This is a genomic window from Pseudomonas sp. FG86 (genome assembly GCF_057808775.1).
The window spans coordinates 1-21,940 of sequence record NZ_JBMDIS010000008.1; the positions used below are offsets into that span (position 1 = coordinate 1).

Below are 21,940 nucleotides of genomic sequence, written 5' to 3' on the forward strand. Positions count from 1 at the left end.
CCACTTTAAAACGCAAAACCCCACCAGCGGGAGGTGGGGTTTATGGAGCGCTTACGTGCTCTCCGGCTACAGTTACTTCCCGAATCAGGCGCTGAACTCGGTACGTTCCACCATGGGCAACGCCAGTGAGGCGGACATGGTCGAGCGTCTCTCCGGCCGGGAGATGATGGTATTGCAGCAATTGGCGCGTGGTAAAACCAACAAGGAGATTGCCGATGGCATGTTCCTCAGCAACAAGACCGTGAGTACTTACAAAACGCGCTTGCTGCTCAAGCTCAATGCACGCTCCCTGGTCGACTTGATCGAGTTGGCCCAGCGCAACGGGCTGGTATAGGGGAGGGCGTCATCAAGGTAGATCGGCAGAAAAAAGCCTCCGCAAGGGAGGCTTCCGGCCGTCATCGGCTCTATCAGAGGTCGAAATCGTAGTCGGCCAGCTGTTTTTGCAAGCGTCGCTCTTCCAGGAGATTGTCGATAGTGCGGCGTTTGCTTAGATTGGTCTTGGCCACCTCTACTACAGGTGTTTCTGCCCCGTCGTCATCCGACTCAACGAGGTCGTCATCCACTTCCAGTTGTTCTTTGCCAGTGCTCATAAGGTTAACTCCGGGCTAAGACTGCCGTTGGCGCTCCTTATAACGATAATCGATGGATGGGTAAAAAAGATTTTTTCAATCGACTGATCGTAAAAATCAATGATTCCTCAATCGTCGGAGGTTTTTTCCTTGTACTCGCACAGGTCCTCGATGCGACAGCTGCCGCAGCGTGGCTTGCGCGCCTGGCAGACATAACGCCCGTGCAGGATCAGCCAATGATGCGAATCGAGCAGATAGGGCTTGGGAACAAACTTCATCAGCTGCTTTTCCACTTCCACCACATTCTTCCCACGTGCAATGCCGGTGCGGTTGCTGACACGAAAAATATGTGTGTCCACGGCCATTGTCAGCTGGCGAAACGCCGTATTGAGCACCACATTGGCCGTCTTGCGGCCCACGCCGGGCAGCGCTTCCAAGGCTTCGCGTGTTTGCGGTACTTCACCGCCATGCCGCTCCACCAGCAGGCGGCAGGTCTCGATGACATTCTTGGCCTTGCTGTTGTACAGGCCGATGGTCTTGATGTACTCGGACAAACCCTCAACGCCCAGGGCATAAATCGCCGCGGGTGTGTTCGCCACAGGAAATAGCTTGGCCGTGGCCTTGTTGACGCCCACATCGGTCGATTGGGCCGAGAGAATCACGGCAATCAGCAACTCGAATGGCGATGAGTAGGCCAGTTCGGTCTTGGGTTCCGGATTGTCTTCGTGAAGCCTGCGAAAAATTTCCAATCGTTTTGCGGCGTTCATGGGGCGGGCGGCTCCTTGCTGGCGGTCAGCGTGATTTCGAGTAGTGGGCCCAGGCTTGGCACCCTGCGAGCAGTAACCCGAGCAGGATAAACCCGGCAGGCATGAATGTGGTGGCGGTACCGGCGCGTAGCAACCCCAGCAGTATCAGCAGGGCGGCGAAAAGGCCAAACAGCCGCAGGCGTGCCTTGTGCTGGCCGGCCGCGAAGAAGCCGCCGTGTTCCAGTACTACGCATTGCACGCTGATCATGGCGAGATAGAGGCCCAGTTGCTGATAGGTCGTGAGTGCAAATGCCTGCAACAGTAACTGCACGACACTGACCAGGGTCGCGGCCAGCATCAGGCTGGCAATCAACCGTAAGGGGGCGCTGAGACGGGATCGCACGCCTGCCATGACCAGGCCGTACAGCGTCACGACTAGCACGGACAGCCCCAGGAAACTCAGGGCCTTGGGCAGCGTGTCACTCACTCCGATCAACGGTGTCAGCATCAGCGTATTGGCCAGGCCAAAGGCTTTAGTCATGGGCCGCGTGCTCCAGCAATGCAGATCGATGTTCGTCGAAAAAACGCAGCGCATCGTGGGCGGCATTGGACACCGCACGGGAAGTCAGGGTCGCGCCTGCCATCTGATCGAATGTCGGGTCTTTCAGGTCGCTGCGGGTGCGGCCTTTGAAGGCGGCCAGCCAAGGGTTGCCGGGCTCACTGATATGGCCACCAAGGCTTGGGGTTTCCGAGTGCGCCAGCGGTTTGATTGCCAGCAGTTTACCGTCGCGGTCGATGGCCACCAGCAGTTCAATCGGCCCGCCGTAGCCGTTGGCTTGTAACCGCAGGATCACGGCGCTTGCCTGGCCGGCCAGGGTTGCCAGGTAGCCACCTTGAAGCTGGCTGTTTGACAGGGGTTGGGGAGCGATCGCCAGCGCCTGGTCCAAGAGCTGGTTGTCGTAGCGGTCCGCGGGTAGCAGGTCGAGCAGGGCCTGACGCTGTTGCGCCTGGGCTTGGAGCGCCGCATGGCCGGCGGTCAGGTGCTGCAGCCCCAAGGTCAAGGCGATGCCGCCCATGCTAATCAGCAGCGCCAACAGCAGGCCTCGGGTGACTCTCATGCATTCACCTGCGGCTGTTTCGGTGCCACCAGGCGCTCCAGCGCGGGCACGGCCAGGTTCATCAGCAATACTGCGAAGGCTACCCCGTCCGGGTAACCGCCCCACGTGCGAATCAGATAGGTCAGCGCGCCTACGCCCGCGCCAAAGAGCAGGCGTGCCCGCGGGCTCCTGGGGCCCGACACCGGCTCGGTGATGATGAAAAAGGCGCCGAGAAGGGTGGCGCCGGTCAGCAGATGAAACAGCGGCGAGCCATGGGAATCCGAACCCGACCCGTTCCAGCACAGCAGGCTGATCACAAATAGGCTGCCCAGCATGCCAACGGGTGCATGCCAGCTGAACACGCGCTGCCATAACAGCCAGAGGCCACCCATGAGATAGGCCAGGCCGACCCACTCGCTGGCCCTGCCGCCGAAATGCCCAAATGCCGGGCTGCGCGCGAACAGCTCGTCGATGGTCAGGCTCTTGTTGATTCGCAGGGCATCCAAGGCGGTGGCCTGGGCCCAGGCATCCGGCGCCGCGCCGTGCAGGCCCAGAACCTGATTGACGCCGGCCAGCAGGTCCAGGCCATGGGGCGCCGGCCAGTGGCTCATGGGTTGGGGAAAGGCCACCAGCATCAGGGCGTACCCGACCATGGCCGGATTGAATGGGTTTCGATTGCCACCATACAAGTGCTTGCCCAGCAGCAACCCTCCGGTGACAGCGGCTACACACAGCCACCATGGACAATAGGGTGGCAGGGCCAGGGCCAACAGTGTGGCGCTGACCAGGCTGCTCAGGTCACGAACGCGCCGTCCTCGCAGGCGGTCGACACCCGCGTCCACGAGCAGCGCGCATCCCCCAGCCAAGATCAAATTGATCAACACCCCCCATCCGTACCACCAGCACAGCGCCACGACGCCCGGCAGCGTTGCGAGTAACACGCGCTGCAAGGCCTGCTGCGGATCAGGCGTTGTCATGGGCGTCCACCAGGCGCTGTGCCTCATCCAGCTTGCCTTGCGCCTCGGCCAATTGCTGCGGGTCGGCCTTCTGATCCTGGGCTCTCTTCAGCTCTGCGCGGCGCATGGCCAGTTGGATCTTGGCGCGCTTGAGTTCGGCGGTATTGCTGGGGGCTGCAGCCTTGGGGGTGCTGTTCAACTCCAGCGCGGCAAGTGCCTGCTCTGCGGCCTCGAACTGCTGTTGCAGGACGATCAATTGCGACTGCTGCTCAAACGTCGGTGGATGCCCGAACGCCTTCAAGGATTTGTGCAGTTGGGCGCGACTCATGGCCACGCTGATTTTCGCTTGCTTGACCGCTGCCTCCCTCGCCGCCTGGGCTTTATCGACCTGCACTGGCTCCGGCGCAGCGGTGTGCCTGGTCCGGGCCAGGCGTTCGGCGATCTTGAGCGCTTCTTCCCGTCGCAGACGTGCATTGCGTTGCTCAAAGCGCCGTCGTGCACGATCACGCTTGAGGCTGCGCTGACGGCGTTGGTCTTCGTTGGTGGCGAGGCCTCCGACGATGGGTAGCGCCGTGAGCAACGGGTGCATTTCGATGCAATCGACCGGGCAGGGCGCGACGCACAGGTCACAACCCGTGCATTCGTCGATGATCACCGTGTGCATCAGCTTGGCGGCGCCGACGATGGCGTCCACCGGGCATGCCTGGATGCACTTGGTGCAACCGATGCACTCGGCTTCGCGGATATACGCAACCTGCGCGGGTGCCTCGCCCCGCGTGGCGTCCAGTTCCAGCACCGGCACTTTCAGCAACAGTGCCAGCCCGGCGATGGTTTCCTGCCCACCCGGCGGGCACTTGTTAATTGCCTCGCCCTGGGCAATGCCTTCGGCGTAAGGCTTGCAGCCTGGGTGGCCGCACTTGCCGCATTGAGTCTGCGGCAGCAGCGCGTCGATACGTTGAATCAGGTTCATGCTTTGAACATTGCGTTGAAGCCGAGGAAAGCCACTGCCATCAGCCCGACGCTGATCAGTTCGACCGGCAGGCCGCGAAAAGGCAGGGGGATGTCGTTGTCGGCGATGCGTTGGCGCAAGTCGCTGAACAGGCTCAGCACCAGCCAGAAACCGAGCCCGGCGCCCAGGCTCAATGCGGCCATGTGCACCACGCCTTTATCATTTTGTGTACCCATCACGACCACGGCCAGTACGCCGGCGTTACCCAGCAGCAGTGGCCACAAACCGTTGGTTACCAGGGCGGGGCGCACGCGCGTCAGCAGGCTGAGCACCGGGTGGATCAACAGCGCGGTCAGCGGCAAAAACACAAATAGCCGCAGTGTCGTCAATGCGAACGGCTGCAACAGATAGTGGTCCAGCAGATAACCCAGCACGCCGCTGAGCACCATCAATAGGGTGGTGGCGATCCCGAGCGCATGCAGCCGTTGGCGTGAGGCCAGGGCCAGCACCGGGTCGACCGCCAGCGGCATCTGCAACACGAAGTTGCTGATCAGGGCGGCGCTGACAAGGGTGAGGAACATATCGGTCATGGTCATGCCGGTTAAGCAAACAGGGCCTGATTATCCGGCAAGCGAGAAGGGGGTACTAGCTGAAAAGCCCCGTCGCCGTAACGACAGGGCTGTTTCGCCGGGCTTACTTGATGCGTTGACCCGGCTTGGCGCCGCTGTCAGGGCTCAGCAGGTAGATTTCTTCGCCGCCAGGGCCAGCCGCCATCACCATGCCTTCGGAAATACCGAACTTCATTTTCCGCGGCTTGAGGTTGGCGATCATCATGGTCAGGCGACCATTGAGCTTGGAAGGGTCCGGATAGGCGCTCTTGATCCCGGAGAACACGTTGCGTTGCTCGTCACCGATATCCAAGGTCAGGCGCAGCAGCTTGTCGGCACCTTCAACGGCTTCGGCCTTGACGATCAGCGCAACGCGCAGGTCCACGGCGGCAAAGGCGTCGAACTCGATCTCCGGGGAGAGGGGGTCCTTGGCCAGTTCACCGTTACCCGCTGGCGTCGATTCGCCGGTATCGGTCTGGCTGGCGACCAGGTCTTCTTTCGATGCGTCGGTCATGGCCTGGACTTTTACCGGGTCGATGCGGGTCATCAGCGGCTTGAACTCGTTCAGCGGGTGGTTGCCGAGCAGGGTGGCGTGGTCATTCCAGGTCAGCGGCGCGACGTTGAGGAACGCCTCGGCGTCGGCGGCCAGCAATGGCAGCACGGGCTTGAGGAAGATCACCAACTGGCGGAACAGGTTGACGCCGGTGGCGCAGATCGCCTGGACTTCAGCCTGCTTGCCTTCCTGCTTGTTCAGCGACCACGGTGCCTTGTCGGCGATCCAGGCGTTGGCACGGTCGGCCAGGCCCATGATCTCGCGCATCGCGCGGGCAAAGTCGCGGGCCTCATAGGCATCGGCAATGCTTGGCGCGGCGGCCAGGAAGGCCTCGGTCAGTTCCGGCGCGGCATTTTCCGCCACCATCACACCGGCGTTGCCCTTGTGGATGAACCCGGCGCAACGGCTGGCGATGTTGACGACTTTGCCCACCAGGTCGGAGTTGACCTTCTGTACGAAGTCTTCCAGGTTCAGGTCGAGGTCGTCGACGCCACGGCCCAGCTTGGAGGCGTAGTAGTAGCGCAGGTATTCCGGTGACAGGTGGTCCAGGTAGGTGCGCGCCTTGATAAAGGTGCCACGGGACTTGGACATCTTCTGGCCATTGACCGTCAGGTAACCGTGTACGGCGATGCCGGTTGGCTTGCGGTAGCCCGAACCTTCGAGCATGGCTGGCCAGAACAGGGCGTGGAAGTTGACGATGTCCTTGCCGATGAAGTGGTACAGCTCGGCGGTGGAGTCCTTGCCCCAGAAAGCGTCGAAGTCCAGCTCCGGCGTGCGGGCGCAGAGGTTCTTGAAGCTGGCCATGTAGCCGATCGGCGCGTCCAGCCACACGTAGAAGTACTTGCCTGGCTCGTCGGGGATTTCGAAGCCGAAGTACGGCGCATCGCGGGAGATGTCCCACTGTTGCAGGCCGGCGTCCAGCCATTCGGCGATCTTGTTCGCCACGGCGTCCTGCAGGGTGCCGCTGCGGGTCCAGGTTTGCAGCATCTGCTGGAAATCCGGGAGCTTGAAGAAGAAGTGCTGGGAATCCTTGAGCACCGGGATGGCGCCGGAGATAGCCGAACGCGGGTTCTTCAGGTCAGTGGGTGCGTAGGTGGCACCGCATTTTTCGCAGTTGTCGCCGTACTGGTCTTCGGTGCCGCATTTTGGGCAGGTGCCCTTGATGAAACGGTCGGCCAGGAACATTTTCTTTTCCGGGTCGAAATACTGCGTGATCGAACGCGTGGCAATGTGCCCGGCGTCGCGCAAGCGCTTATAGATCTGGCTCGACAGCTCGCGGTTTTCGTCGGAGTGGGTCGAGTGGAAGTTGTCGAAGTCCACCAGGAAGTCGGCAAAGTCGGCGCTGTGTTCAGCCTGCACATTGGCGATCAGTTGTTCCGGGGTGATCCCTTCCTTTTCGGCGCGCAACATGATGGCCGAGCCGTGGGCGTCGTCCGCGCAGACATAGATGCATTGATTGCCGCGATGCTTCTGGAAGCGCACCCACATATCGGTCTGGATGTACTCAAGCATATGGCCAAGATGGATGGAACCATTGGCATAGGGCAGGGCGCTGGTGACGAGGATCTTGCGTGGCTCGGACATGGGGCTCGGCTACTTGATGAAACGGAGGTCGGCCACTATAAAGCGCCGGGAAATTTATTTCACCCCGTGGCGTTGTTTCAGCATCTTCCCTGTCTTCGAAAGCATGCCGTTAAGCCGCTGGAACGGTTAGGATAGCCGCCTGTTTCAGTCAGTCTTTTTTCGGGAGTAGCCCATGAGCGCCGTCAATCGCGCAGCGGTGGAAGCCGTTCTTCGCCAATACACCGACCCCTATTTGAACCAGGACCCGGTCAGTGCCGGCTGTGTACGCGCCATCGAGGTCCAGGGCGATCAGGTGTCGGTCCAGATGGAACTGGGTTATGCCGCCGGCCTGTTCAAGAGCGGCTGGGCGCAGATGCTGCAAATGGCCATCGAAGGCCTGGACGGCGTGGGGGCGGCCAAGGTCGACATTCGGTGCGTGATCGCGCCGCACAAGGCCCAGGCGCAGATCCCAGGCCTGGCCAACGTCAAGAACGTGGTCGCAGTGGCGTCCGGCAAGGGCGGTGTGGGTAAGTCCACCACGGCGGCCAACCTGGCCCTGGCCCTGGCCCGTGAAGGTGCGCGGGTGGGCATTCTTGACGCCGATATCTACGGCCCGAGCCAAGGCGTGATGTTCGGCATTGCCGAGGGCACGCGGCCGAAGGTCAAGGACCAGAAATGGTTCGTGCCGATTGAGTCCATGGGCGTGGAAGTGATGTCCATGGCCTTCCTCACCGATGACAACACGCCGATGGTCTGGCGCGGGCCGATGGTGTCCGGCGCACTGCTGCAACTGGTCACGCAGACTGCCTGGGGCGACCTGGACTACCTGGTGATCGATATGCCGCCGGGCACGGGCGATATCCAACTGACCCTGGCGCAAAAAGTCCCGGTGGCTGGCTCGGTGATCGTGACCACGCCCCAGGACCTGGCGCTGCTCGACGCGAAGAAAGGCGTCGAGATGTTCCGCAAGGTCAATATCCCGGTGCTGGGCGTGGTGGAGAACATGGCGGTGCACATCTGCTCCAACTGCGGCCATGCCGAGCACTTGTTCGGTGAAGGGGGAGGCGAGAAGCTGGCGACCCAGTATGGCGTCGAACTGCTGGCCTCATTGCCGTTGTCGATGGGTATTCGCGAGCAGGCCGACGGCGGCAAGCCTACCGTGGCGGCCGAGCCCGATGGCCAGATCGCGATGATCTATCAGGAGCTGGCCCGCCATGTCGGCGCACGAATCGTGCTGCAAGAGGCTGCGACGCAGGCCATGCCGACTATCACTGTCAGTGAAGATTGAGGGGGGGGGCGGACTCGAGTCGGGACTGCCAAAGCGGCGAATTGCGCTTTTACGCAATGGCGCGTGTAAGCATTCGCTTACTTTTACGTAAGTGTTTGGTTTTTTTGCCCGCCCGTAGCGCCTCTAAATACCGGAGTGTTTTTCTATCTGATTGAAATATAACAACTATTTATTGTGTCTCGAGCAATGATAGCTGTCAGTCCAGCGGTTGGATCGCGTTGAACTTCGCCGGGAACTCTCTAAGATCAGCCCTGTGTCCACGGATTGACACGGCCATCAAGGAACGATGGTTTGAAGGAACGTCGCAGGATGCGATTCATCAGGATGATGAAAAGGAATAAAGGGACTAGGGAAAAAATGTGGGCGGGTCATACCGCCCCTTTTTTTTGCCTGAAGAAAAGTGAGCGTCTACCCCTGAACGCAAAAAAGGCCCGGAAGGGCCTTTTTTTTTGGACTGCGACGCTGTCAGCGCTCGAGTTCTTTGATCTTGCCTTTTTTGCCATCCCACTCTTCCGCGTCCGGCAGCGGTTCTTTCTTCTCGGTGATGTTCGGCCAGATTTCAGCCAGCTCGACGTTCAACTGGATAAATTCCTGCATGTCTTCCGGGACTTCGTCCTCGGAGAAAATAGCGACGGCCGGGCATTCAGGCTCACACAGGGCGCAGTCAATGCACTCGTCCGGGTGGATGACCAGGAAATTCGGGCCTTCGTAGAAGCAGTCCACCGGACACACTTCTACGCAGTCGGTGTACTTGCACTTGATGCAGTTGTCGGTGACGACGAAGGTCATTTCTAATTTTCTCCTCAGGCGGCGGCAGCGAAACCCCTTATGGTGGGGCTCGCGAGGTTCGAGAGCGATAGTCTGCGGACCAGGCTAAAAGCCCGCAGCATCCCAAACCGCGCGAGATAATATCAGCTTGCAAGCGTCTGCGTTAGACCCGTGTCTTCAGTGTATAGAGCATTTCCAGCGCTTTTCTCGGCGTCAAGTCGTCCAGGTCAAGCTTTGCCAACTCCTCCAGTACCGGATGGGGCAGGGTGGCGAACATATCACTCTGGTGTGGCGCGCTGGTTTTGCTGTTGGTTTTTTTCGGGCTCGCGACCACGGTTTCGTGGGGCAGGGCCGTGGCCTCCAGGCGGCTGAGGTGCTCGCGGGCGCGGGCGATTACGTCGTTGGGCACGCCCGCCAGTTGCGCCACGGCCAGGCCGTAACTCTGGCTGGCCGGCCCTGGCAGCACATGGTGCAGGAACACGATGCGCTCGTTGTGCTCGGTGGCATTGAGATGCACGTTGGCCACCAATGGCTCGCTTTCCGGCAACACGGTCAGTTCGAAATAGTGGGTGGCGAACAGCGTATAGGCGCGCAGGTGCGCCAGGCGTTCGGCCGCCGCCCAAGCCAGGGACAGGCCGTCGAAGGTACTGGTGCCGCGACCGACTTCGTCCATCAGCACCAGGCTGCGGTCGGTGGCGTTGTGCAGGATATTCGCGGTTTCGCTCATTTCCACCATAAAGGTCGAACGGCCACCGGCCAGGTCATCGCTGGAGCCGATCCGCGTGAAGATGCGGTCCACCAGGGACAGTTCGCAACTGGCCGCCGGTACGAAGCTGCCAATATGCGCCAGCAGCACGATCAGGGCGGTTTGGCGCATGTAGGTGGATTTACCGCCCATGTTCGGACCGGTGATGACCAGCATGCGCGTATCGTCATCCAGCGACAGGTCGTTGGCGACGAACGGCGTGGTGAGCACCTGCTCCACCACCGGGTGGCGACCTTGCACGATGCGCATGCAGGGCTCGCTGACAAACCGCGGGCAGTTCAAGTCGAGGTTCAGCGCGCGTTCGGCAAGGTTGCTCAGTACATCCAGCTCTGCCAGAGCGGCGGCGGTGTCCTGAAGCGGCGCCAGTTGGCTGATCAGGTCTTCAAGCAGGTTTTCATAGAGCATCTTTTCCCGGGCCAGGGCGCGACTCTTGGCCGACAGCGCCTTGTCTTCGAATTCTTTCAGCTCTGGCGTGATAAAGCGCTCAGCGCCTTTGAGGGTCTGGCGACGCTGGTAATCGATGGGCGCCGACTCGGCCTGCTTGCTCGGCAACTCGATAAAGTAGCCATGCACGCGGTTGTAGCCGACCTTGAGGTTGGCCAGGCCGGTGCGCGCTTTTTCGCGGGCTTCCAGGTCGATCAGGAACTGCCCGGCGTTTTCGCTCAGGGACTGCAATTCATCCAGTTCGCTGTCGTAACCGGTCTTGAGTACGCCGCCATCGCGGATAATTGCCGGCGGGTTGTCGATAATGGCCTTTTCCAGCAACGCCGCGAGTGCCGGGTAGGTGCCGGCTGTGACGGCGAGTTGTTGCAGGTGGGGCGTGTCCAGCTCGGTCATTGCCACTTGCAACTGCGGCAGCGCGCTGAGCGCGTCGCGCAGGCGTGCCAGGTCACGGGGCCGCGCATTACGCAGGCCGATCCGCGCCAGGATGCGCTCGATATCGCCGATTTCCTTGAGCTGCGGTTGCAGCTTTTCAAAGCGATAGCCGTCCAGCAGGCAAGTAATCGACGTCTGGCGCGCTTGCAGGACGGTCAGGTCGCGTAGCGGGCGGTTCAGCCAGCGGGTCAGCAGGCGGCTGCCCATGGCGGTCTGGCAGCGGTCCACTACCGATTGCAACGTGTTGTCGCGGCCACCGGCCAGGTTGGTGTCCAGCTCCAGGTTGCGACGGCTCGCGCCATCGAGCACCACGGTGTCGTCCAGTCGCTCATGACGCAGGCTGCGCAAGTGCGGCAGGGCGGTGCGCTGGGTTTCCTTGGCGTAGCTGAGCAGGCAACCGGCGGCGCCGATGGCCAGGGTCAGGGTTTCGCAGCCAAAGCCCTTGAGGTCTTGCACCGAGAATTGCTGGCACAGGCTTTTCAACGCCGAATCACGTTCGAAATCCCACGGCGCGCGACGCTTGGTCCCACGACGCTTTTCTGCCGGCAAGTCTTTTGGCCAGTCATCCGGGATCAACAACTCCACCGGGTTGATGCGCTCCAGCTCCGCCAGCAGGTTCTCCCAACCCTTGATCTCCAGCACGCTGAAGTTGCCGCTGGTGATATCCAGTACGGAAAGGCCGAACAAACGCTCATCGCCCAGGACGGCGGCGATCAGGTTGTCACGTCGCTCATCCAGCAGCGCCTCATCACTCACCGTCCCCGGCGTAATAATGCGCACCACCTGACGTTCAACCGGCCCCTTGCTGGTGGCCGGGTCACCGATCTGCTCGCAGATCACCACCGACTCGCCCAGCTTCACCAGTTTGACGAGGTAGCCTTCCAGCGAGTGGTAAGGAATCCCACACATCGGAATCGACTGCCCTGCCGACTGCCCGCGCGCGGTCAGGGTGATGTCCAGCAATTTGGCCGCCTTCTTCGCGTCTTCATAGAAGATCTCGTAGAAGTCGCCCATGCGATAGAACATCAACTGATCAGGGTGCTGGTTTTTCAGGCGCCAGTACTGCTGCATCATCGGCGTGTGGGAGGACAGATCGGACGTGTTTTTACTCATTGGATAGTAGGCAAATTCGTTGAAAGTGATGGGGCAAAGGGGGCGCTCGGCCCAGCATTTTTTGCGATGGGCGCAAGGTTAACACGCGAGGTCGGGGGTTCGCAGGTCGCAAGCGGGTAGGCGCGGCGGCATGGCATGTGCATAAAATATGCAAATTAGCATTTGCAAACCCAAAAAACTCCCGTCACTATCCGCGTTATGCAAAAACGCAACGTTTCTATCGTCTTAAGAGAGCTGCTGGACCGCGACCGGATCTCCCCCACGGAGCTTCACCGGCGTACCGGCGTGCCTCAATCCACACTGTCCCGGATCCTCAGCGGCAAGATCGTTGATCCGTCGGACAAGCATATTTCCCGCATCGCCGAGTATTTTCGCGTCAGCACCGACCAACTGCGCGGGCGCGCAGCCGTGGGTGCTTTGCGTGATGATGGACGCGACCCGATGCATTCGGAACTCAAGGACATAAGCCTGTGGGATGACGACACCCCTGTGAATGACGACGAGGTGTCGATCCCCTTTCTGCGCGAGGTTGAATTGGCTGCTGGATCAGGAAGATTCGTCATCGAAGAAAGTGAGAAGGCCAGCCTGCGTTTTGGAAAGCGCAGCCTGCGGCATAACGGTGTGCAGTTCGACCAGGCCAAATGCGTGACGGTACGCGGCAACAGTATGTTGCCGGTGTTGCGCGATGGCGCGACGGTGGGGGTGAATGCGGGCAAGAGCGCCATTGGAGACATCGTTGATGGCGACTTGTACGCCATCAATCACAACGGCCAACTGCGGGTGAAACAGCTCTACCGCCTGCCTTCCGGGATTCGCCTGCGCAGTTTCAACCGCGATGAGCACCCGGACGAGGACTACAGCTTCCAGGACATCCAGGATGAGCAAATCAGCATCCTGGGTCATGTGTTCTGGTGGGGCATGTACGCCCGTTAACCACCTTGTGTAAGACAAAGCCCGCTATCTAGCGGGCTTTTTTTCGCCTGCACAAAATCGTCAAACCCTTTGCCCATAAGGCTGAAAATGCATCTATGCATTTCTTTGCTGAAAATAAATGCATTTGTGCATTGACTGTATATGCATACATGCATATTCTTTGTTCCAAGCCAGCCAACAAGGCCTGGTGGAGGCGGCAAGGATGCTGCCAAGGAAGACAAGGAAGGCACGCAACATCGGCAAGGACGCCATCAGAGCGATGGCAAGGATGCCAGGCAACACCGGCAAGGATGCCGACGCTCTTTAGTGACACCGCTTCAACGAACAGGCAGCGATGAATCGGCCTCAACGGTTCAGAGGGTTGGCAACTGACCCGGGTGTGCAGCGTAAAGCACCAGAAGCAGTTATCCGGCAGACAGGGATCGTGGTCGGAAAAACATCGAGGAAAGGTCCGTACCGCGCCAGTAGCGCCGAAAGACCGAGGACCGCATTACTGAAAAGCCCGGGTAACCGGGCTTTTTGGAATGCCTACCTACACATGGAATTACCCAAGCGCCGGCACTCTGCCGGCATTGTTCAGCCAGGAGGCGTGACATGACAAACGAGCAGCAAGCGTTAGCGGAAATGCCTATCTGGCTGGTGATCGTACTGGCCCTGGTCGGCGGGGTCTCCGGCGAAATGTGGCGCGCCGACAAGGAGGGCGCGCGGGGCTGGTCGCTGGTGCGGCGCCTGGCCCTGCGGTCGGGAGCATGCATGGTCTGCGGGGTGTCGGCATTGATGCTGTGCTACGCCGCGGGGATGTCGATCTGGACTGCCGGCGCCATTGGTTGCCTGACCGCCATGGCGGGGGCCGACGTTGCCATCGGCCTCTATGAACGCTGGGCGGCCAAGCGCATCGGGGTCAACGAGACCCCGCCTTCCCGCCCGGATCAGCCGTAACCGTTGCAAGGACGCGACTACATGACACTTATCGAAAAACCTTCCCAGCTCCCCGTGGCGATTGGGGAAGCGCTCAAGCGCGCCTTTCCACTATTGCGCGTCGGCAATCATCAAGACTTCCAGGGTGCCAGCGACCGAACCGGTGTGCTGATTACCGTGGAGCGCAACGGCCCCGACGTTCGCTCCTTTGAAGGGCGCAAGGCCCACGCCTTGGCGGTTTCACTCCGCGTCACGGTTGCCAGCGGGGCTACTGCTTTTGACGCCTGTGACCTGGCCAGCCAATTGATGGACCTGGCGTTGGATAACCGCTGGGGCCTGCCGCCTGATCAGTGCGACCTGCCCACGGCCATCGTCGCGGCACCGACGGTACTCACCGGTAACGAAACGGACTACGACAGCTGGACCGTGTCCTTCACCCAAAACCTCTATTTCGGCCCGTCGCTGCTCGAAGATCCCACAGGTACGCCGTTGTTTGCCTGCACCTGGGAAGTCTCGGACATCGACGATCCGGATCAATATCGCCCGTTGCAGGAGTAGGCCATGTTCGACGCATTGTTACGCATGCAACTGGGGCCGATTATCGAGCGCCTGGCGGAAATGGAAGCCCAGCTCGAAGACCTGTATCGACGCGCGGATAGTTTCTGTCGCATTGGCGTGTGCCAGGAGGTCGACGCCGCCGGCAATACCTGCAAGGTCAGCCACGGTGAGCTGCTCAGCCCGGCGATCCGCTTCTTCAACCCCAGTGCCGGGGCGCAGAGCGAAACCCGCATTCCTTCCGTGGGGGAGCAATGTCTGTTGCTCAACTATGGCGGTGGAGAGGGCGGTGCGCAGTCTGTAGCCCTCTTCGGCCTCAACAGTAGCTTGTTTCCGCCGGTCTCCAGCGTTGCGTCATTGACCCGACGCCGTTATCAGGACGGTACCCAGAGCGATTACGACGACGCCAGCCACACCTTCAACTGGGCCAACGGCCCCACGACCCTCAGCGGTTCCCGCGAACAGGTCGAGGTGAAAGTCGGCCCCGCCACCCTGCAAATGACGGCCGATCACATCGCTGTGCAACTCGGTGCCGTCGGCCTGCTGCTGGACGCTGGCGGTGTGCACTTGAGCGGCCCACTGGTGGATCACCAGGGCCGTGTGATCAGCAGCGCATAAGGATTTGCCATGATCGGAATCGATAGGAACACCGGGGCAGCGGTCGATGACTGGCTGCAATTTGTACAGCGTGCCACCCGAGCGCTGACCACCCCCGTGGGCACTCGCCAGAAGCGCCCGTTGTACGGCTCGCTGATCCCGCAATTGCTCGGCCAGAACCTCGGTGACGATCTGCTGATCCTCGCCCAAAGCCACGCCGCGCAAGCGTTCTACACCACCCAGAACGGCATCGCCGATTTCCAACCCCAGGTCATTGTCGCCACGCGCCAGGGCGCAGGTTTATTGCTGCGTTTTGCCGGTACCTGGAAAAACCGCCAACAATCCTTCGAGGTCGTGACATGAGCATGCTGATCCCTGGCCAGAACCAACTGGCGGAGCCGGCGATTATCGCGGTCGATGAATTCGAACCGCTGCTGGCGGAGTTCAAGGCGTTCGTCGTCGACTACGTCGCCACCCGCGCGCCGCAAACCGCAGCCAAGCTCAAGGTCAGCCTCGATAACGAAAGCGAGCTGCTGACCCTGGCCCTGGAAGCGTTTTGCGTTCGGCTGCAAACTCATGAGCGCAAATACAACGCCCGTATCAAGCAGATGCTGGCGTGGTGGGCCACCGGCAGCAACCTGGATGCGCGCCTGGCCGACATGGGCCTGGAGCGCCAGGTGCTCGACCCCGGCGACCCGGCCGCCTTCCCGCCGGTGCCACCCACCCTGGAAAGCGACGACGATGCGCGCCTGCGCTATTACCTGGCACCCCATGCGCCAGCAGCGGGTTCGCGCATGCAGTACCGCCGCGAAGTGTTCACCCTCGGCGAGCGGCCGTCGGTCAAGGTGCAGAGCGCCACGCCGGGCGTGGTGACCGTCAGCTACACCTTCGACCCGGACGGCTACGCAGCCCAGGTCAAGGATGGCAACGGGCGACGTACGGCTCCTGGCGAAGTGATGGTCACCGTACTGTCCAGGCAAGGGGATGGCACACCTTCCGCCGATTTACTTGACGGTGTGCGGCGACATTTCGCACGGCCGGATGTACGACCGGAAACCGATCTGGTCACCGTGCAGGCTGCGCAGATTCAACGTTACAAAATTCGTGTGGTGGCCAAGATCAATGCCGGACCGGATTCGGGCCTGACTCAAGTGGCTGCGCAGCAACTGCTGCAAACCTACGCCGACTCCTGTCATCGCCTGGAAGGCCGGGTCGACCCAAGCTGGATCGACTACGCCATCCACAGCGCCGGCGCCGCGCAACTGCACATCCTCGAACCGCTGGAGCCGATCATCAGCACGGCGTTCCAGGCCCCGTATTGCACGGGTGTCGAGGTGGAGGTGCGCACGCTATGAGGGATCCCAAAGCAAGCCTGTTGCCGGTCAACAGTTCGCCGCTGGAAAAGGCGTTGGATCAAGGCTTTAGCCAGCTGCTTGAGCGAGTAACTCCGCCATTTCCCGAACTGATGGACCCGATGCAAACACCCGCGGAGTTTTTACCTTATCTCGCGGCTGATCGAGGGGTAATCGAATGGAGTGCCACCGCTGTCGAGGCTGAAAAACGCGCAACGGTAAGTTTCGCCTGGCCCACCGCTCGACAGGCCGGTACCCGCAAGGCACTCGAGAACGCAGCCAAAGGTCTGCAACTGATCCCCGAAGTGCGCGCCTGGTATCAACAGAGCCCACGAGGCAAACCCTACAGCTTTTCCATCAGGGCTTATTCCGAGCTGCCCTACAGCGAAGAACTCGACGCTCGGCTGGACAGGCGTCTGGCGGAAGCCAAGAGCGAACGTGATGTTTTCACTGTCACGTTGGGGTTGAGCGCATTTGGAAACCACTCCATCGGCGCCGCGACCGTCTGCGGTGAACTGACCACTATCTATCCGATGGTTATCGAGGGGCTTGAAGCATCCGGCATGGTCTTTATGGCTGCGGGGCTCTACACCATCGAAACCGTCACTATTTATCCACAGGGGTCCTAAATGGCCGACTTTTATACCCTGCTGACCAATGCAGGTATTGCTTATGAAACTGCCTGCAAGGCTGCTGGCGTACCGATCAAACTCGCGCAAATTTCGGTGGGTGATGGTAACGGTGCCGTCTACAACCCCGACGCCACCGCCAAAGCGCTGAAACGTGAGGTGTGGCGCGGGCCATTGAACGCGCTTTTTCAAGATGAGAGGAATCCGAGCTGGTTGTTGGCTGAGGTGACTATTCCGCCTGAGGTCGGTGGCTGGTATGTGCGGGAGGCTGGGCTTTGGACGGACACGGGGGTTCTTTATGCGATCGTCAAATACCCGGAGTCATTCAAGCCAGTGTTGGCGATGTCGGGTTCGGGTAAAGAGTTTTATATCCGCTCGGTTTTCGAGACTAGTAACGCGTCGCAGGTGACGTTGTTGATTGACGACACGGTGGTCAAGGCTACGCGGGCTTGGGTGATGGATTATGTGGCTGATGAGTTGGCCAAACTGGATGCGAAACAATCGGTGCGCGTGGCGACCACGACAAGTATCACCCTGAGTGCAGCACAAGTAATTGATGGTGTGGCTGTTGTTGCAGGTGACCGGGTTCTTGTTAAAAACCAGACCGCTGCGAAAGATAACGGGCTGTATATGGTGGCGAACACAGCATGGGTTCGGGCTAAAGATGCAGACTTAAATGCCAAAGTGACATCAGCGATGACGGTGTCAGTTGAGCAGGGGGTGACGCTCGCAGATACGATCTGGCAGTTGGTCACGGATGGAGCCATCGTACTGGGTACCACGCCTTTGTCGTTTCAGAATGTGACGCAAGGGTTTGCACCGCTCAATTCGCCAGCATTTCAGGGGTTGGCAACGGCGCCATCGGCTCCGCGATTCGATAACTCTTCCTTGCTGGCAACGACTGAGTGGACGCGGCGGCTGGGTAAGCAGTATTCAGGAAGTACTTCTATAAGTAATAGCGGTTCGATTCCTGCCGCCGCGGTGGGTCAGATGACTGTATTGTTTGGTGACACAGTCAGCACTGTAGATCTCCCCGTCTCGTCAGACCTCCCGAATGGTGCGACTGTCACGGTAATTTGTTACAACACTGTTTCGGCAGCGGTAACTCGGGCTGGGACTGATCTTATATACGGGGCAGATCCGGGTCAGTCGGTTAGTGTGAAAAGTATACGCATGATTTATGGCGATATTCTTGAACTGACGCTGCTGAATAACGTTACTGGTGCAGGGGCATGGTATGTCAGCGGCGGAAATATGTTTGCCAGTGCCGTAGTTCCGCAGTTTGATATCAGCCAGCGGCCCGCGTCTACTCAGTTCGTGCAGCGGGCTTTGGGAAACTATAATGACGTCTCCGTGCTTTCAGTTAGTGCAAGTTTAACGTCGCAATATTTCGGGAGAGTATTGCTGCTGAATTCAAGCACCGAATTAACGGTAACACTACCGCCCTCTAGCACCGGGCCGGTAGGAAGTGTGATTTCTGTGAGAAACGTAGGTTCGGTAAACGCAAAGTTGGTTCCTGCTGGCACCGATACTATAGCAGTCATAGCGACGAGGCCTCAAACCAGTCTGGTCATCCCTCCTGGCTCGTCAGTCGATTTAGTGTTGCAGGGAACTAATTATTTTTTGTCGGGCGCAGCGGCATTGAAGTTAGCTGGCGAGTTTGCTTCGTCGATAGACTACCACGGTTATCAGAAACTCCCCAATGGGCTGATTATTCAGTGGGGAACTGCCGTTTCCAATGGGACTGGATTTGGAAATTGGTCGGCAACCTTACCAATAACGTTCCCAACTGCGTGTTTCAGCGGGTCTATTCTGGGAAACGGAGGGGCGACGGTTTTCTCTCTGACGTCGATGACTACCAACGCATTGAGTGCTACTGCGATGCTCTCTACGACGGGGGCTGCTACTTCTAAACTTGGTGGTTTTTTTATCGTGATCGGCTACTGATATAAGGAGATATCAATGTTTGCTTCAAAATCTACTCGCGGGTTTTATGACCCTGAAATAAACAGTTTTATGCCGAGTGATGCACTTGAGATCTCGACTGAAAGATACGCCGAATTATTGGTCGGTCAGTCTGAAGGTAAAGTCATCGCTTGGAATAATGATGGTTTTCCAATTTTGGCTGAACCGCCGCCACCCAGTGACGAAGAGTTGATTGCTGCTGAGCGAGCTTGGCGCGATGTTCATTTGTCTCCGACGGATGGAATTATTTCAAGGCATCGTGATGAGCTAGAGAGTGGTGGTCCAACGACCCTCACGCCTGCTCAGTATTCCGAGTTGCAAGAATATCGACGCCTCTTGCGTAATTGGCCGCAACAAACCGAATTTCCGTTGGCGAACCATCGTCCGACGAGCCCTTCCTGGCTAGAACCTCAACTTCACTAAACACTCCTGCACCATTGGGGGGCTTTCCCGTACCACAATCCATCTGAAACGAAAGAAAGCCGCATTGCGGCCTTTTTTATGCCCGGAGATTCACCTATGGCAAACCGCCAAACCTACACCGTCCTCATCCCATTCCCCACCCACGCCGGCCATTGGTCCGTCGTCGGCCAGGAATTGGACCTGCTGGACATCGAAGCATCCGCCCTGCGCACCGCTGGCCGCTTGGAACTGACCAGCGTGCTCGCCGCGAAGGACACCACCCCGGCCAAAAAGGCCACCACCAAGAAGGCTGACTAATCATGGCTGAGGTTTTGAACTTCGAGCACAACGGCATCACCGTGAATGCCACTGAATCCCCCGAGGCCATGGGTGGCCTGGGTGACAACGTAATCGGCCTGGTCGGCACCGCGCCGAATGCCCATGCGTCGATCCCGAAAAACGCGCCGTTTCGCATCAACAGCTTCACCACCCAGGCGCTGCTGGACCCGACCGGTGCCGAGACCGGCACGCTGTTCCATGCCGTGTACCAGATCCTCAAAGTGGTGAAGGTGCCGGTCTATGTAGTGATCGTGGAGGAGGGCGCGACCCCGGCCGATACCGTCAACAATGTGATCGGCGGCAACGAGCCGGTCACCGGTCGCAAGTTGGGCCTGGCGGCACTGGCCAGCGTGCCGGAAGACTTGACCATCATCGGCGCCCCAGGCTTCACCGGCACCAAGGCGGTGGCCGGTGAGTTCGCCGCGTTCGGCAAGCGCATCAAGGCCCGCGTGGTGCTGGATGGCAAGGACGCCTCGGTGGCCGACCAGGTGACCTACAGCGGCGAACTGGGCGGTGCCGACCTCGGTTTCGACCGTTGCCTGCTGGTGCATAACATGCCGTCGGTGTACTCCAAGGCGGCGAAGAAGAATGTGTTCCTGTCGCCGTCGTCCCTGGCCATTGCGGCGTTGGCCAAGGTCAAGCAATGGGAAAGCCCAGGCAACCAGGTGACGTTCGCCGAGGACGTTTCCCGCGTGGTCGAGTACAACATCCTCGACACCTCCACCGAAGGCGACCTGCTCAACCGCTACGGCGTGAGCTACTACGCCCGCACCATCCTGGGCGGTTTTTCGCTGCTGGGTAACCGCTCCATCACCGGCAAGTTCATCAGCTACGTCGGCCTGGAAGATGCGATCAGCCGCAAGCTGGTCAAGGCCGGCCAGAAAGCCATGGCCAAGAACCTCACCAAGTCCTTCATGGACCAGGAGGTCAAGCGCATCAACGACTGGCTGCAAACCCTGGTCGCCGACGAAACCATCCCTGGTGGCAGCGTGTACCTGCATCCGGAATTGAACAGTGTCGAGAAGTACAAGAACGGCACCTGGTTCATCGTCATCGACTACGGCCGCTACGCGCCGAATGAACACATGATTTATCAACTCAATGCCCGCGATGAAATCATCGAGCAGTTCCTGGAGGACGTTCTCTAATGTTTACCAACCGAGTCAGACAGGCCATCGCGGCCACCCTTCAAGGCCTGCCGTTGTCCGCGACGGTGGAGGAGTTCACTCCGCCGAAGATCGAGTTCGACATGGAGCCCATGTCCGGCGGGCGCTTTATCGCCGAGGAAATGGCCAAGAGCGGCAAGGTGCTCGGCGCCACGCTGGTGCTGCAAGGCGCCGGCCCGGAAGTCATGCTGGCCCTGGGCGTGCGCCTGGGTGACGACATCCTGCTGAACGTGCGCGAAGCCGGCCAGGACCAGGACGGCAAGACCTACTTCACCTATCACACCGTTGGCGGCAAGCTCAAATCCCTGGCCGAGGCGAAGCTGAAGATGGGCGACAAGCCCACCACCACCCTGGAGCTGTCCTGCCGCACCTACAACCGCTTGGAAAACGGCATTCCGGTGATCGACATCGATGTGCGCACCCAGAAGTTCGTGCTCAACGGCGTCGACATTCTCGGTGATGCGCGCCGTGCTGTGCTGATGCCTTAACCCTTGGGGGCGGGAGTGCTCGCCCCCTATTTCACCAAGGAAGAGCCCCATGGCCTGGATGCCACCGCTGCACCTGCTGCTGTCCCCGATCACCGCCGATACCGGCGCGGTGATCGACAAGATTCAACTCAAGCCGCTGTTCTACGCTGCGCAAAAAGAAGCGCTGGCCCGGGCCGGTGACGACGAGGACGACCAGTTTTTTGAGCTGGCGAAACTCGCCACCGGCCTGTCGGAAAAAGAGCTCGACCAGCTCAAGCGCCCGGACTACGTCAGCATCGCTCAGTACGTACACGAAATGTCGACGCGCCCTGCGTCGTTCTTTCTGGATGAGCGCCGGGAAGTAAGTCACGACGAGCCTGTCCATTTGCTGCTGCCTTTCGAGGCCGCCGGTCGCACCCTGACCGAGTTGCCTCTGGAAATGCCTGCGCTGCGCGCCACCAAGGTGATGAAAAAACTCGCCACCAACAAAGAGCGCGCCGAGTTCATCACCGCTCACTGCACCGGCCTGATGATCCCTGACCTTGCCGGCCTGACCGTGCCCGATTGGACCGAATTGCAGGAGCGCATCGACGATTTTTTAAATCAACCGGCGGCCTTCTTTCGCAACGCGACATCGACGTGATCCTCGATGTGGTGCCGCTGGTGTACTCGGTCAATGAAGCGGAGATCCTGGAGTGGGACGCCGCCAAAGCATTGCGCCGCTACGACATTGCGATCACTCGCCTTGGCGTTAAACAGGAGTAG

Annotated in this window: 25 protein-coding genes and 1 pseudogene; 16 read left to right on the forward strand and 10 right to left on the reverse strand. The window is 59.8% G+C overall.

Going from position 1 to position 21,940, the window contains the following annotated elements:
* A partial coding sequence (locus tag ACODSV_RS07635) for a response regulator transcription factor (protein WP_489045879.1) occupies positions 1 to 334 on the forward strand: 334 nt, incomplete at its 5' end.
* Positions 335 to 407: 73 nt separating this feature from the next.
* Here the strand turns inward: ACODSV_RS07635 and ACODSV_RS07640 are convergent.
* From ACODSV_RS07640 to metG, 8 genes and pseudogenes are all read right to left on the reverse strand, one after another.
* A complete protein-coding gene (locus tag ACODSV_RS07640; protein ID WP_024073719.1) occupies positions 408 to 590 on the reverse strand; it encodes a PA3496 family putative envelope integrity protein in 183 nt (60 codons plus the stop codon).
* Positions 591 to 697: 107 nt separating this feature from the next.
* Complete coding sequence (gene nth / locus ACODSV_RS07645) at positions 698 to 1,336, reverse strand: endonuclease III (protein ID WP_024073720.1); 639 nt, start codon at positions 1,334 to 1,336, stop codon at positions 698 to 700.
* 25 nt (positions 1,337 to 1,361) lie between these two features.
* Complete coding sequence (locus ACODSV_RS07650; protein ID WP_024073721.1) at positions 1,362 to 1,856, reverse strand: Rnf-Nqr domain containing protein; 495 nt, start codon at positions 1,854 to 1,856, stop codon at positions 1,362 to 1,364.
* The gene (locus tag ACODSV_RS07655; protein ID WP_150054020.1) at positions 1,849 to 2,433 is read right to left on the reverse strand and encodes an RnfABCDGE type electron transport complex subunit G; all 585 of its coding nucleotides are present in this window, start codon (positions 2,431 to 2,433) and stop codon (positions 1,849 to 1,851) included. The genes ACODSV_RS07650 and ACODSV_RS07655 overlap by 8 nt, the downstream gene beginning before the upstream one ends.
* Complete coding sequence (locus ACODSV_RS07660) at positions 2,430 to 3,389, reverse strand: RnfABCDGE type electron transport complex subunit D (RefSeq protein WP_081329155.1); 960 nt, start codon at positions 3,387 to 3,389, stop codon at positions 2,430 to 2,432. The genes ACODSV_RS07655 and ACODSV_RS07660 overlap by 4 nt, the downstream gene beginning before the upstream one ends.
* Positions 3,390 to 3,945: 556 nt before the next feature.
* Positions 3,946 to 4,317, reverse strand: a pseudogene (gene rsxB, locus ACODSV_RS07665) (electron transport complex subunit RsxB); the annotation flags it as partial.
* Positions 4,318 to 4,334: 17 nt separating this feature from the next.
* Positions 4,335 to 4,907: an Rnf-Nqr domain containing protein gene (locus ACODSV_RS07670; RefSeq protein WP_150054023.1), complete on the reverse strand. Its 573-nt coding sequence runs from the start codon at positions 4,905 to 4,907 to the stop codon at positions 4,335 to 4,337.
* 103 nt (positions 4,908 to 5,010) lie between these two features.
* The gene (metG, locus tag ACODSV_RS07675; RefSeq protein ID WP_069075357.1) at positions 5,011 to 7,062 is read right to left on the reverse strand and encodes a methionine--tRNA ligase; all 2,052 of its coding nucleotides are present in this window, start codon (positions 7,060 to 7,062) and stop codon (positions 5,011 to 5,013) included.
* A gap of 172 nt (positions 7,063 to 7,234) precedes the next feature.
* On the opposite strand from metG, the gene apbC reads away from it, so the two are divergent.
* Positions 7,235 to 8,329 carry an iron-sulfur cluster carrier protein ApbC gene (apbC, locus tag ACODSV_RS07680; RefSeq protein WP_024073727.1) on the forward strand — a complete coding sequence of 365 codons (1,095 nt, stop codon included), beginning with the start codon at positions 7,235 to 7,237 and terminating at the stop codon, positions 8,327 to 8,329.
* A gap of 465 nt (positions 8,330 to 8,794) precedes the next feature.
* On the opposite strand, the gene fdxA is transcribed toward apbC, so the two are convergent.
* Together fdxA and mutS are read right to left on the reverse strand one after the other, a co-directional pair.
* The gene (fdxA, locus tag ACODSV_RS07685; RefSeq protein ID WP_024073728.1) at positions 8,795 to 9,118 is read right to left on the reverse strand and encodes a ferredoxin FdxA; all 324 of its coding nucleotides are present in this window, start codon (positions 9,116 to 9,118) and stop codon (positions 8,795 to 8,797) included.
* Between the two features lie 142 nt (positions 9,119 to 9,260).
* Complete coding sequence (gene mutS / locus ACODSV_RS07690) at positions 9,261 to 11,852, reverse strand: DNA mismatch repair protein MutS (protein WP_150054024.1); 2,592 nt, start codon at positions 11,850 to 11,852, stop codon at positions 9,261 to 9,263.
* A gap of 198 nt (positions 11,853 to 12,050) precedes the next feature.
* Between mutS and ACODSV_RS07695 the strand changes: the two genes are divergently transcribed.
* The 14 genes from ACODSV_RS07695 (at position 12,051) to ACODSV_RS07760 (ending at position 21,940) form a co-directional block, all read left to right on the forward strand.
* On the forward strand, positions 12,051 to 12,785 hold the full coding sequence (locus ACODSV_RS07695) for a LexA family transcriptional regulator (protein WP_024073730.1): 735 nt from the start codon (positions 12,051 to 12,053) through the stop codon (positions 12,783 to 12,785).
* Positions 12,786 to 13,379: 594 nt separating this feature from the next.
* Positions 13,380 to 13,724: a phage holin family protein gene (locus ACODSV_RS07700; RefSeq protein ID WP_024073732.1), complete on the forward strand. Its 345-nt coding sequence runs from the start codon at positions 13,380 to 13,382 to the stop codon at positions 13,722 to 13,724.
* A 21-nt stretch (positions 13,725 to 13,745) separates the two neighbouring features.
* Entirely contained in the window at positions 13,746 to 14,261 is a 516-nt protein-coding gene (locus ACODSV_RS07705; RefSeq protein WP_024073733.1) for a hypothetical protein, read from the forward strand.
* A 3-nt stretch (positions 14,262 to 14,264) separates the two neighbouring features.
* Positions 14,265 to 14,876, forward strand: a complete 612-nt coding sequence (locus ACODSV_RS07710) for a phage baseplate assembly protein V (RefSeq protein WP_024073734.1) — start codon at positions 14,265 to 14,267, stop codon at positions 14,874 to 14,876.
* Between the two features lie 9 nt (positions 14,877 to 14,885).
* On the forward strand, positions 14,886 to 15,218 hold the full coding sequence (locus tag ACODSV_RS07715; protein ID WP_024073735.1) for a phage baseplate protein: 333 nt from the start codon (positions 14,886 to 14,888) through the stop codon (positions 15,216 to 15,218).
* Positions 15,215 to 16,210 carry a baseplate J/gp47 family protein gene (locus tag ACODSV_RS07720; RefSeq protein WP_150054025.1) on the forward strand — a complete coding sequence of 332 codons (996 nt, stop codon included), beginning with the start codon at positions 15,215 to 15,217 and terminating at the stop codon, positions 16,208 to 16,210. Before ACODSV_RS07715 ends, ACODSV_RS07720 begins: the two co-directional genes overlap by 4 nt.
* Positions 16,207 to 16,836 (forward strand): phage tail protein I, encoded by a 630-nt coding sequence (locus tag ACODSV_RS07725; RefSeq protein WP_102624420.1) that lies wholly within the window; start codon positions 16,207 to 16,209, stop codon positions 16,834 to 16,836. Before ACODSV_RS07720 ends, ACODSV_RS07725 begins: the two co-directional genes overlap by 4 nt.
* Positions 16,837 to 18,783 (forward strand): phage tail protein, encoded by a 1,947-nt coding sequence (locus ACODSV_RS07730; protein WP_150054026.1) that lies wholly within the window; start codon positions 16,837 to 16,839, stop codon positions 18,781 to 18,783. It begins immediately after the preceding gene.
* A gap of 15 nt (positions 18,784 to 18,798) precedes the next feature.
* On the forward strand, positions 18,799 to 19,224 hold the full coding sequence (locus ACODSV_RS07735) for a phage tail assembly chaperone (protein ID WP_102624418.1): 426 nt from the start codon (positions 18,799 to 18,801) through the stop codon (positions 19,222 to 19,224).
* A gap of 96 nt (positions 19,225 to 19,320) precedes the next feature.
* On the forward strand, positions 19,321 to 19,521 hold the full coding sequence (locus ACODSV_RS07740) for a hypothetical protein (RefSeq protein WP_102624417.1): 201 nt from the start codon (positions 19,321 to 19,323) through the stop codon (positions 19,519 to 19,521).
* A gap of 2 nt (positions 19,522 to 19,523) precedes the next feature.
* On the forward strand, positions 19,524 to 20,690 hold the full coding sequence (locus ACODSV_RS07745) for a phage tail sheath protein (protein WP_024073741.1): 1,167 nt from the start codon (positions 19,524 to 19,526) through the stop codon (positions 20,688 to 20,690).
* Positions 20,690 to 21,196, forward strand: a complete 507-nt coding sequence (locus ACODSV_RS07750) for a phage major tail tube protein (protein ID WP_024073742.1) — start codon at positions 20,690 to 20,692, stop codon at positions 21,194 to 21,196. The genes ACODSV_RS07745 and ACODSV_RS07750 overlap by 1 nt, the downstream gene beginning before the upstream one ends.
* 49 nt (positions 21,197 to 21,245) lie before the next feature.
* Positions 21,246 to 21,818, forward strand: a complete 573-nt coding sequence (locus ACODSV_RS07755) for a phage tail assembly protein (RefSeq protein WP_150054027.1) — start codon at positions 21,246 to 21,248, stop codon at positions 21,816 to 21,818.
* Positions 21,815 to 21,940: a hypothetical protein gene (locus ACODSV_RS07760; RefSeq protein ID WP_024073744.1), complete on the forward strand. Its 126-nt coding sequence runs from the start codon at positions 21,815 to 21,817 to the stop codon at positions 21,938 to 21,940. Before ACODSV_RS07755 ends, ACODSV_RS07760 begins: the two co-directional genes overlap by 4 nt.

Bases quoted from the DNA above. Each gene is read 5' to 3' on its own strand.
- apbC (WP_024073727.1), top strand. From the start codon at position 7,235: ATGAGCGCCGTCAATCGCGCAGCGGTGGAAGCCGTTCTTCGCCAATAC.
- ACODSV_RS07715 (WP_024073735.1), top strand. From the start codon at position 14,886: ATGATCGGAATCGATAGGAACACCGGGGCAGCGGTCGATGACTGGCTG.
- metG (WP_069075357.1), bottom strand. From the start codon at position 7,062: ATGTCCGAGCCACGCAAGATCCTCGTCACCAGCGCCCTGCCCTATGCC.
- ACODSV_RS07695 (WP_024073730.1), top strand. From the start codon at position 12,051: ATGCAAAAACGCAACGTTTCTATCGTCTTAAGAGAGCTGCTGGACCGC.
- fdxA (WP_024073728.1), bottom strand. From the start codon at position 9,118: ATGACCTTCGTCGTCACCGACAACTGCATCAAGTGCAAGTACACCGAC.
- ACODSV_RS07735 (WP_102624418.1), top strand. From the start codon at position 18,799: ATGTTTGCTTCAAAATCTACTCGCGGGTTTTATGACCCTGAAATAAAC.
- ACODSV_RS07650 (WP_024073721.1), bottom strand. From the start codon at position 1,856: ATGACTAAAGCCTTTGGCCTGGCCAATACGCTGATGCTGACACCGTTG.
- ACODSV_RS07745 (WP_024073741.1), top strand. From the start codon at position 19,524: ATGGCTGAGGTTTTGAACTTCGAGCACAACGGCATCACCGTGAATGCC.
- ACODSV_RS07640 (WP_024073719.1), bottom strand. From the start codon at position 590: ATGAGCACTGGCAAAGAACAACTGGAAGTGGATGACGACCTCGTTGAG.
- ACODSV_RS07660 (WP_081329155.1), bottom strand. From the start codon at position 3,389: ATGACAACGCCTGATCCGCAGCAGGCCTTGCAGCGCGTGTTACTCGCA.
- ACODSV_RS07710 (WP_024073734.1), top strand. From the start codon at position 14,265: ATGTTCGACGCATTGTTACGCATGCAACTGGGGCCGATTATCGAGCGC.
- ACODSV_RS07655 (WP_150054020.1), bottom strand. From the start codon at position 2,433: ATGAGAGTCACCCGAGGCCTGCTGTTGGCGCTGCTGATTAGCATGGGC.
- nth (WP_024073720.1), bottom strand. From the start codon at position 1,336: ATGAACGCCGCAAAACGATTGGAAATTTTTCGCAGGCTTCACGAAGAC.
- ACODSV_RS07700 (WP_024073732.1), top strand. From the start codon at position 13,380: ATGACAAACGAGCAGCAAGCGTTAGCGGAAATGCCTATCTGGCTGGTG.
- mutS (WP_150054024.1), bottom strand. From the start codon at position 11,852: ATGAGTAAAAACACGTCCGATCTGTCCTCCCACACGCCGATGATGCAG.
- ACODSV_RS07750 (WP_024073742.1), top strand. From the start codon at position 20,690: ATGTTTACCAACCGAGTCAGACAGGCCATCGCGGCCACCCTTCAAGGC.
- ACODSV_RS07740 (WP_102624417.1), top strand. From the start codon at position 19,321: ATGGCAAACCGCCAAACCTACACCGTCCTCATCCCATTCCCCACCCAC.
- ACODSV_RS07725 (WP_102624420.1), top strand. From the start codon at position 16,207: ATGAGGGATCCCAAAGCAAGCCTGTTGCCGGTCAACAGTTCGCCGCTG.
- ACODSV_RS07705 (WP_024073733.1), top strand. From the start codon at position 13,746: ATGACACTTATCGAAAAACCTTCCCAGCTCCCCGTGGCGATTGGGGAA.
- ACODSV_RS07670 (WP_150054023.1), bottom strand. From the start codon at position 4,907: ATGACCGATATGTTCCTCACCCTTGTCAGCGCCGCCCTGATCAGCAAC.
- ACODSV_RS07720 (WP_150054025.1), top strand. From the start codon at position 15,215: ATGAGCATGCTGATCCCTGGCCAGAACCAACTGGCGGAGCCGGCGATT.
- ACODSV_RS07730 (WP_150054026.1), top strand. From the start codon at position 16,837: ATGGCCGACTTTTATACCCTGCTGACCAATGCAGGTATTGCTTATGAA.
- ACODSV_RS07755 (WP_150054027.1), top strand. From the start codon at position 21,246: ATGGCCTGGATGCCACCGCTGCACCTGCTGCTGTCCCCGATCACCGCC.